We start from the raw sequence: 8,567 nt of genomic DNA, 5'->3' as shown, positions 1-8,567 counted from the left end.
CACCGTCGCCGGCCGCAACCCACCATCCAGATGGTCATGCAGCAACACCTTCGGCGCCCGAACGATCTCCGCCAACGAAACAGCCACCATGGGTGGAGGGTAGTAGGTTCCGACGTCGCGCTCCGGCACGGGACACGGGTATTGCCGATGCCTGCGCGGGTGCCGGTCACCAGCCAGGCAGGATGTCTACGATGCTCACCGACGTACTGCCGTACCTGCGCTGCCCGGTCTGCCGAGCGCCGCTCGCCGCCCGCGACGGCGGCGTCCCCCGCGCGGGCGGCACCAACGGCAACGCCGACGGCGCCGTGCGGGCGCTGCGCTGCCCGGCTGGACACAGCTTCGACGTGGCCCGGCAGGGCTACGTGGACCTGGTGACCGGCCGGGCCCGGCACGCCGGCGACTCCGCCGAGATGGTCGCCGCCCGCGACGAGTTCCTTCGAACCGGACATTTCGACGTTGTCGCCACGGGGCTGGTCGAGGCGGTGGGCAGCCCGGCCCTCGACAACCGAGCCCCCGACAACCGGGTCGCGGGCAAGCCGGCTCCGGACGACCGGGCCGGGCCGATCGTGGTCGATGCCGGCGCCGGGACCGGGGCCTACCTCGCGGCGGTGCTCGACGCGCTGCCCGGCGCCGTCGGACTCGCCCTGGACCTGTCCAAGGCGGCGGTACGCCGGGCCGCCCGCGCCCATCCGTCGGCCGCCGCGGTCCGCTGCGACACCTGGCGACCGTTGCCCGTCGCCGACGCCTGCGCCGACCTGGTGCTGAACGTTTTCGCTCCGCGCAACGGCGGGGAGTTCGCCCGGATCCTGCGCCCGCGCGGCGCGCTGGTCGTGGTCACCCCGCTGCCCGACCATCTCGGCGAGGTGATCGGCCCCCTCGGGTTGCTCCGGGTGGACCCGGCGAAGGACGACCGTACCGGCGCGGCGCTACGGCACCATTTCGACCGGGTCGCGCTGCACGTCCTGCGCCGCCGGCTGCGCCTGTCGCACCGCGACGTCACCGCGCTGGTACGGATGGGGCCGAGCGCCCGGCACACCGACCCGGCCGACCTGGCCTCGGCGATCGCCGCGCTGCCGGAACCGGTCACCGTCTCCGCCGCCGTCCAACTGGCGATCTACCGCTGCCAGCCGGGCAGCTGACCGAGGACCGGTCAGGTCGACAGGTCAACCTCTTCCCAGCCGGGCGGCGCGTCGTGGTACGGGCCCCGGAAGACGACCGCCCATTCCAGGGCCCACCGCCGTTGCCCGATGGCGTTGGCGTCCACCACCCCGGGCAACGGGTCGCCCCGCCGTTCCGCTTCCAGGTAACCCCAGTCCAGGCAGTAGTAGAAGTCGAGCAGTACGGCGGCCTCGGCCGCGTCGCGGGGGGCGACGAGGGTCCGGGAACGCCATTGGGCGAAGGTTTCGCCGGCCGCCAGCTTCGGCAGCAACGCCATCAGTCGGTCGTCGGAGACCGCGACCGGGTCGAGGTGCCGGGTCAGCCCCAGCACCCAGGCCAACGCGAAGATCGCGTCGTGGTGCAGGACGAACGAGCGGTGGTCGCCACGCCCCCCGATGACGAACTGCCACTCCGGCGGGGTGACCAGCTCGACCAGGTGCGAGTTGAGCAGCCAGCTCATCGCCGCCTGCGGCGGCATCCCGAAGCAGCGGGCCAGCACCAGATGCAGGATCGCGGTGCGGGCCTCGATCTCCGGGGTGGGCCGCAGCTCGACCCCGTCACCCGGCTCCCAGACCAGCGGGAAGCCGGCCGGAGGCAACGGTAGGCGGAGCCGACGCAGCTCGTCGAGACTCTCCGCGCGGATGGCCCGGGGGTCAGGAGCGAGTACGGTCACAGGCTTCGTTCCCTGCTAGTCGGCGTCGGCTTCTCTCCTGAACGGACCCCCGGCGAGGCAGGATATCCGCTCTGTGTCACGGGTACCACGACAAGGGGTGTCGGTACGCCGGTCGCGGCGGATCAGGCGATCCGGTCGACGACCAGCTCGGTAGTCGCCGGTGGTGCGTCGGTGAGCTGAACGGGATCCGTCGGGCCGAACCCGCCGGAGAGGGCCGGCAGCACGTCGGCGATCCGGTCGGGGTCGTCGGCGCGCAGCTCGACGAGCGGGTCACCGGCCCGGACCGGCTCCCCCGGCCTGCGGTGCAGGATCACTCCTGCGGCGGCGCTGACCGGATCCTCCTTGCGGGCCCGGCCGGCACCGAGCCGCCAGGCGGCCACCCCGATCGCACGGGCGTCAACCGCGGCGACGTAGCCGTCCCGGTCGGCGCGGACCAGTTCGGCTTCGGCGGCGACCGGCAGCGGGGCGTGCGGATTCCCGCCCTGGGCGGCGATCATCGCCCGCCAGGTGTCCATCGCCCGGCCGTCGCGCAGCGCGGCGGCCGGGTCGGCGTCGCGCAGGCCGGCGGCGTCGAGCATTTCGCGGGCCAGCGCGAGGGTGAGGTCGACGACGTCGGCCGGCCCGCCGCCGGCGAGCACCTCGACCGCTTCGGTCACCTCGACGGCGTTGCCCACCGCCCGGCCCAGCGGGGTGGACATCTCGGTGAGCAGGGCGACCGTGCGGACGCCGTGCGCGGCACCCAGGTCGACCATGGTGCGGGCGAGCTGCCGGGCGTCGGCGACCGACGCCATGAAGGCTCCGCTGCCGACCTTGACGTCGAGGACCAGCGCGCCGGTGCCTTCGGCGATCTTCTTGCTCATGATCGAGCTGGCGATCAGCGGGATCGCTTCGACGGTGCCGGTGACGTCGCGCAACGCGTACAGCTTGCGGTCGGCCGGGGCGAGGCCGTCGCCGGCCGCGCAGATGACCGCGCCGACGTCGCGCAGTTGGTTGACGAAGCGGGCGTTGGTCAGGTCCGCCCGCCAGCCGGGGATCGACTCCAGCTTGTCCAGGGTGCCGCCGGTGTGGCCGAGCCCTCGGCCGGACAGCTGCGGTACGGCGGCGCCGCAGGCGGCGACCAGCGGGGTCAACGGCAGGGTGATCTTGTCGCCGACGCCGCCGGTGGAGTGCTTGTCGACGGTGGGCCGGGCTACGCCGGACAGGTCGAGCCGCTCGCCGCTGGCGATCATGGCGGCCGTCCACCGGGCGATCTCGGCGGTGTCCATGCCGCGCAGCAGGATCGCCATGGCCAGCGCCGACATCTGCTCGTCGGCGATCTCACCCCGGGTGTACGCGGCGATGGTCCAGTCGATCTGGGCGTCGCTGAGCCGGCCGCCGTCGCGTTTGCTGCGGATCACGTCGACTACGCCGGCTACCTTGGTGCTGTAACTAGACAAATCGGTCATACCTTTACGATGGTTCCAGGGTCGCGGGCGACGCCGGAGAGGGCGGGGTAGGAAAATCGGCTGCCGGATGCTCGCGGTGCTGCTGCCGGGTGCTCGCGGTGCTACCGCGCTCGATCAGCTGGTCCAGCGGGTGCTCACCTCGGTCGGCGGGTCGCCTTCGCCGGCCCAGGAGACCCCGCCGTCGGCGTCGACCACCACCACCCGGTGGGTGCGCGCCCGGCCCCAGGCCACCACCGACTCGGCCGACGGCCAGCTCGGCGCCTCCTCCAGGATGCCCGAGCCGGCCGCCTCGCCGGTGGATTCGGACCGTTCCCAGTAGCCGGTCCAGACCAGCTCGCCGCCGGCCGAATCGGGGTGCACGAAGACGGTGCCCCGGCCCCGCCACTTGGCCAGCCGGGCCGGCACCGCGGTGTCCGGTGCCACCACCGGGCGGCCGGCGGCGTCGGCCCGCCCGACGTGCTCGGGGCCGACCCGGTCCCGCTCCGCCGCGCCACGACCGGCACCGCGTCCGGTGCCCCGGCCGACGCCGACGCCCGGGGCGAGCGCGGCGGCCGCGAGGTCCGCCGGGCCGAACGCGTGCGGCAGCAGCTCTGCCACGGTCAACGGCGCAGGCAGCGCTTCGACCTGGCATTCCGGCCCGCCGTGCTCCCACAACAGCTGGCGACAGCGCCCGCACGGCATCAGCGGCTGACCGTCCCCGCCGACGCAGGACAACGCCACCAGCCGGCCACCGCCGGTGCTGTGCAGCGACGAGACGACGCCGCACTCGGCGCAGAGCACCACGCCGTACGCGGCGTTCTCGACGTTGCAGCCGACGACCACCCGGCCGTCGTCGACCAGCCCGGCCGCGCCGACCGGAAAGTTCGAGTACGGCGCGTACGCGTGCCGCATCGCCTCGGTCGCGGCCCGCCGCAGCTCCACCCAGTCGATCTCCACGACTGCCCTCCTCACCTGCACCGGCCACCGCCACCGGCCGGTCGGTCCGGTTCGTTCGACCGGACCTGACCGGCCAGTAGTAAACGGTAACCGGCGTTGATCAGGCTTTGATGTAGGGCTTGCCGTCGGCGGCCGGTGCCCGTACCCGGCCGACCAGTCCGGCGACCGCGAGCAGCGTCGCCAGGTACGGCAGCATCGCCAGGAACTGGCTCGGGATGGCGCTGCTGATCGCCCCCAGGTAGGCACCGAGCTGGTCGGCGAAGCCGAAGAACAGCGACGCCAGCAGCGCCCCGGTGGGACTCCACCGGCCGAAGATCATCGCGGCGAGGGCGATGAAGCCCTTGCCGCCGATCATGTTCTTGGTGAACGAGTAGAGCAGCAGGGTGTACGACCCGCCGCCGATCCCGGCCACCATGCCGGCCAGCAGCACGTTGCGGTAACGCAATCCCAGCACCCGTACGCCGAGGGTGTCCGCCGCGATCGGGTGTTCGCCGATCGACCGGGTCCGCAGCCCCCACCGGGTCCGGAACAGCGCCACATTGATCACCACGACCAGGATCAGCGCCAGGTAGAGGAAGATGCTGCCCCGGAACAGCGCCGGCCCGAGCACCGGGATGTCGGACAGCAGCGGGATCTCCCAGGTGCCGAAGTGCGGCGGCTGGTTGTAGGCCGGCTGGTCGGTCTGCATCAGCCGCTCGTAGAGGAAGCCGGTCAGGCCGATCGCGAACAGGTTCAGCACGATGCCGATGACCACCTGGTCGACCAGGTAGCGGATGGCGAACAGGGCCAGCAGCAGCGAGATGAACGCCCCGCCGAACGCGGCGGCGATCAGCCCGACCCAGACGTTGCCGGACATGGTGCCGATCAGCGCACCGGCGAACGCACCCATCAGCAGCTGTCCTTCGATGGCCACGTTGACCACCCCGGAGCGTTCGCAGAGCACCCCGGCCAGCGAGCCGAAGACCAGCGGCAACGCCAGCAGGAAGGTGCCCCGGACGATGTTGACCATCGGCATGAAGTTCTGCCCGGTCGGCGCGGTGGAGATCTGCCAGCAGAGGAAGCTGACCACGAAGCCGACGATGCCGACGCCGAGCAGCCAGCGGAACCAGCGGGCACCGTACGGGCTGAGCAGCAGCGCACCGGCGGCGAGGGTCGCCAGGCCGAACAGCACCGCGCCCAGGTTGCCGGGGATCCGCAGCGCGGCCCCGCCGGCGGTCTCGCTGAGCGTGAACCGGGCCTGCTGCTCGGCGGCGAGCGAGCCGAAGACGGCGGCCGCGACCACGCCGGCGGCGACCAGGACGGCGCCGCTGATCCGGGTACGGTTCCAGAACCGTTGCACCACCGCCACCGGGGCGTCAGTTGCGATCATGGTGGACAACGCGGTCACCAGCCCTTCGCCATGCTGGTCTGCAACCGGGCGGACCGGGCCGCCCGGAGCTGGAAGATCGCCTTCACCAGGGCGGGGGCGGCGATGAAGATGACGATCAACGCCTGGAGCACGGTGACCAGTTCCAGTGAGATACCGGAACCCGACTGCATCGCGTTGCCACCGGCCCGCAGCGCCCCGAACAGCAGCGCCGCCAGCGCGACACCCCACGGTTTGACCCGGCCGAGCAGGGCGACCAGGATGCCGTCGAAGCCGATCTGGGCCGCGACCAGCGGGGTCAACGCGTTCGCCGTGCTGCCGAGCACCATGTTGGCGCCGCCCAGCCCGGCGAGCCCGCCGGCGACCACCATCAGCAGTACGTAGGTGCCGGTGACGCTGATCCCGGCGGTCCGCGCGGCGTCCGGGTTGGCGCCGACGGCGCGCAGTTCGAAGCCGAACGTGGACCGGTTGAGCAGCCACGCGACGGCGGCGGTGACGACGACCGCCAGCAGGATGCCGGCGTGCACCCGCAGCCCGTCGCCGAGCAGCCGGGGCAGCTGGGCGGTGGTGTCCACCGGCCGGCTGATCGCGTCCGGCCGGTCCGGGTTCTGCACCCCGGGCTGCACGATGATCCAGGTGAGGAAGTACAGCGCCACGTAGTTGAGCATGATCGTGGTGATCACCTCGTGGGCGCCGGTACGGGCCTTGAGGAAACCGGGGAAGAAGCCCCACAGCGCGCCGCCGAGCGCCCCGGCCAGCACCGCGACGACCACGTGCAGCACCAGCGGCAGCGGCAGCAGGAAGCCGGCCAGCGCGGCCACCACGACGCCGATGATCGCCTGCCCTTGAGCGCCGATGTTGAACAGGCCGCCCCGGAAGGCCAACGCCACCGACAGCCCGGTGAAGACCAGCGGCGCGGTGTAGGTCAGCGTCTCGGAGATCGGCCGGAACACCGTCGACCACTCGGCGTCTCCGGCGAAGAAGGACCGTACCGCCGCCGGGTCGATCACCGAGCCCTTGAACAGGTTGGCGTACGCCTCGCTGACCAGGGTCCAGCTGGCGGACAGCGCGTCACCCGGGCGGGCGAAGAAGTAGGTGTAGGTGGCGAGCACCTCCGGGTCGGAGATGATCATCAGTACGCCGCCGATGACGACGGCCAGCAGCAGGGCGAGCACCGTCACGGTGACGGTGTTGGCGGCCCACAGGTTGTGCAGGAAGCGCTGGCCGAGGGAGTCACCGGCTTCGGCGGGCGGCTTGTCCGGCGAACCGGCCGACGAGCCGTTGTCGCTGCTCATTGCGTCCCTTCTTGCTCGGTCCCGCCGGTGACCCCGGCCATCAGCAGGCCGATCTGTTCCCGTGGGGTGTCCGGTCCGACCACGGCGATGATCCGGCCGCGGTACATCACCGCGATTCGGTCGGCCAGCCCGATCACCTCGTCCAGTTCGCTGGAGACGACCAGGACGCCGGTGCCGGCGTCGCGTTCGTCGACGATCCGGCCGTGGATGAACTCGATGGAGCCGACGTCGACGCCCCGGGTCGGCTGGGCGGCGATGAACAGCTTCAGCGGCCGGCTCAGCTCCCGGGCCACGATCACCTTCTGCTGGTTGCCGCCGGACAGGGTGCCGACCGCCGCCTGACCCGAGGACGTACGGATGTCGAACTGGGCGATCCGCTCGGTCGCGGAGGCGGCGATGGCCGCCGGCCGCAGCGCCAGACCGGATCCGAACGGCGGCTGGTCGTACAGGTCGAGCACCAGATTCTCGGCGACGGTGAACTCCTTGACCACGCCGTCGACGCTGCGGTCCTCCGGCACGTAGCCGACCCCGGCACGGAGCACCCGTTTGGTGCTCCAGCCGTCGATGCGCTCGCCGTTGAGGGTGACCGTGCCGGCCGCCGCCGGCAGCAGACCCATGATCGTCTCGACGAGTTCGGTCTGGCCGTTGCCCTGCACTCCGGCGATGCCGAGCACCTCGCCGGCCCGTACGGTCAGGTCGACCCCGTCGACCACCCGCACGCCGCGCTCGTCGTCGACGACCAGGCCGGCCACCTCGAGCACCGGGCCGCCCGGCTGCGCCGGGGACTTGTCCACGGTCAGGCTGACGCTGCGGCCGACCATCAGCGCGGCCAGTTCGTCGCGGCTGGCGGTCGGCTCGGCGGTGGCGACCGTACGGCCCCGCCGGATCACCGTGATCCGGTCGGCGATCGCCTTCACCTCGCCGAGCTTGTGGGTGATGAAGACGATCGACTTGCCGGCCGCCTTCAGCGACCGCATGACGGTGAGCAGGTCCTCGGTCTCCTGTGGGGTGAGCACGGCGGTCGGCTCGTCGAGGATCAGCAGGTCGACGTCGCGGGTCAGCGCCTTGACGATCTCCACCCGCTGCTGGATGCCGACCGGCAGGTCCTCGATAACCGCGTCCGGCTCGACCGCCAGGCCGTACCGGTTGGAGACGTCGGCCACCTCGGCGCGGGCCCGGCGCTGGTCGAGGAAGCCGAGCAGCCCGCCCCGGGTGCGTTCGGCACCGAGCATGACGTTCTCCGCCACGGTGAGCACCGGCACCAGCATGAAGTGCTGGTGCACCATGCCGATGCCGGCGGTGATGGCGTCCCGTGGGCTGCGGATCTTGATCGGGTTGCCGTCCACCAGGATCTCGCCCTCGTCCGGCTGCAGCAGCCCGTAGAGGACGTTCATCAGGGTCGACTTGCCGGCGCCGTTCTCGCCCAGCAGGGCGTGGATCTCGCCGGGCTCGACGGTCAGGTCGATGTGGTCGTTGGCGACCAGGTCGCCGAAGCGTTTGGTGATGCCGCGCAGTTCGAGTCTCAGCGGAGCCTCCCGGGGAGACTCCGGGCCACCGGCGGGTGCCCGGAGGGGTCGATGGCTGAGGCCGCCCCTGGTGGCAGGGGGTTTGGGGACCCCTGAGTAGGGGGGGGGGGGGGGTTTTAGGGGTGGTGGAAGAGACACGCCCCCCCCATTCTCGCTTTCCCCACTCCT

General features: G+C 72.1%; 7 protein-coding genes. 1 reads left to right on the top strand and 6 read right to left on the bottom strand.

The window, feature by feature from the left end:
• Positions 1-191: 191 nt before the first annotated feature.
• The gene (locus tag ACXAHD_RS30000) at positions 192-1,139 is read left to right on the top strand and encodes a putative RNA methyltransferase (protein WP_281553225.1); all 948 of its coding nucleotides are present in this window, start codon (positions 192-194) and stop codon (positions 1,137-1,139) included.
• Positions 1,140-1,150: 11 nt separating this feature from the next.
• On the opposite strand, the gene ACXAHD_RS29995 is transcribed toward ACXAHD_RS30000, so the two are convergent.
• From ACXAHD_RS29995 to ACXAHD_RS29970, 6 genes are all read right to left on the bottom strand, one after another.
• Positions 1,151-1,831, bottom strand: a complete 681-nt coding sequence (locus tag ACXAHD_RS29995; protein WP_123605494.1) for a DUF4272 domain-containing protein — start codon at positions 1,829-1,831, stop codon at positions 1,151-1,153.
• Positions 1,832-1,953: 122 nt separating this feature from the next.
• On the bottom strand, positions 1,954-3,276 hold the full coding sequence (locus ACXAHD_RS29990) for a thymidine phosphorylase (protein ID WP_475054832.1): 1,323 nt from the start codon (positions 3,274-3,276) through the stop codon (positions 1,954-1,956).
• A gap of 114 nt (positions 3,277-3,390) precedes the next feature.
• Positions 3,391-4,212, bottom strand: a complete 822-nt coding sequence (locus ACXAHD_RS29985; RefSeq protein WP_289212168.1) for a cytidine deaminase — start codon at positions 4,210-4,212, stop codon at positions 3,391-3,393.
• A 100-nt stretch (positions 4,213-4,312) separates the two neighbouring features.
• Entirely contained in the window at positions 4,313-5,590 is a 1,278-nt protein-coding gene (locus ACXAHD_RS29980) for an ABC transporter permease (protein ID WP_475054834.1), read from the bottom strand.
• 5 nt (positions 5,591-5,595) lie between these two features.
• Entirely contained in the window at positions 5,596-6,873 is a 1,278-nt protein-coding gene (locus ACXAHD_RS29975) for an ABC transporter permease (protein ID WP_475054831.1), read from the bottom strand.
• The coding region (locus ACXAHD_RS29970) for an ABC transporter ATP-binding protein (protein WP_475054829.1) at positions 6,870-8,567 on the bottom strand (1,698 nt) is incomplete at its 5' end. The genes ACXAHD_RS29970 and ACXAHD_RS29975, both read right to left, overlap by 4 nt.

The sequence above is a fragment of the Micromonospora sp. ABR4_055 genome (genome assembly GCF_056160425.1).
The sequence above is the reverse complement of the archived record's forward strand: the minus strand, read 5'-3'. Positions and strand labels throughout refer to the sequence as shown.

Coding starts and splice junctions, on each gene's coding strand:
- ACXAHD_RS30000 (WP_281553225.1), top strand. CDS start 192: ATGCTCACCGACGTACTGCCGTACCTGCGCTGCCCGGTCTGCCGAGCG.
- ACXAHD_RS29990 (WP_475054832.1), bottom strand. CDS start 3,276: ATGACCGATTTGTCTAGTTACAGCACCAAGGTAGCCGGCGTAGTCGAC.
- ACXAHD_RS29975 (WP_475054831.1), bottom strand. CDS start 6,873: ATGAGCAGCGACAACGGCTCGTCGGCCGGTTCGCCGGACAAGCCGCCC.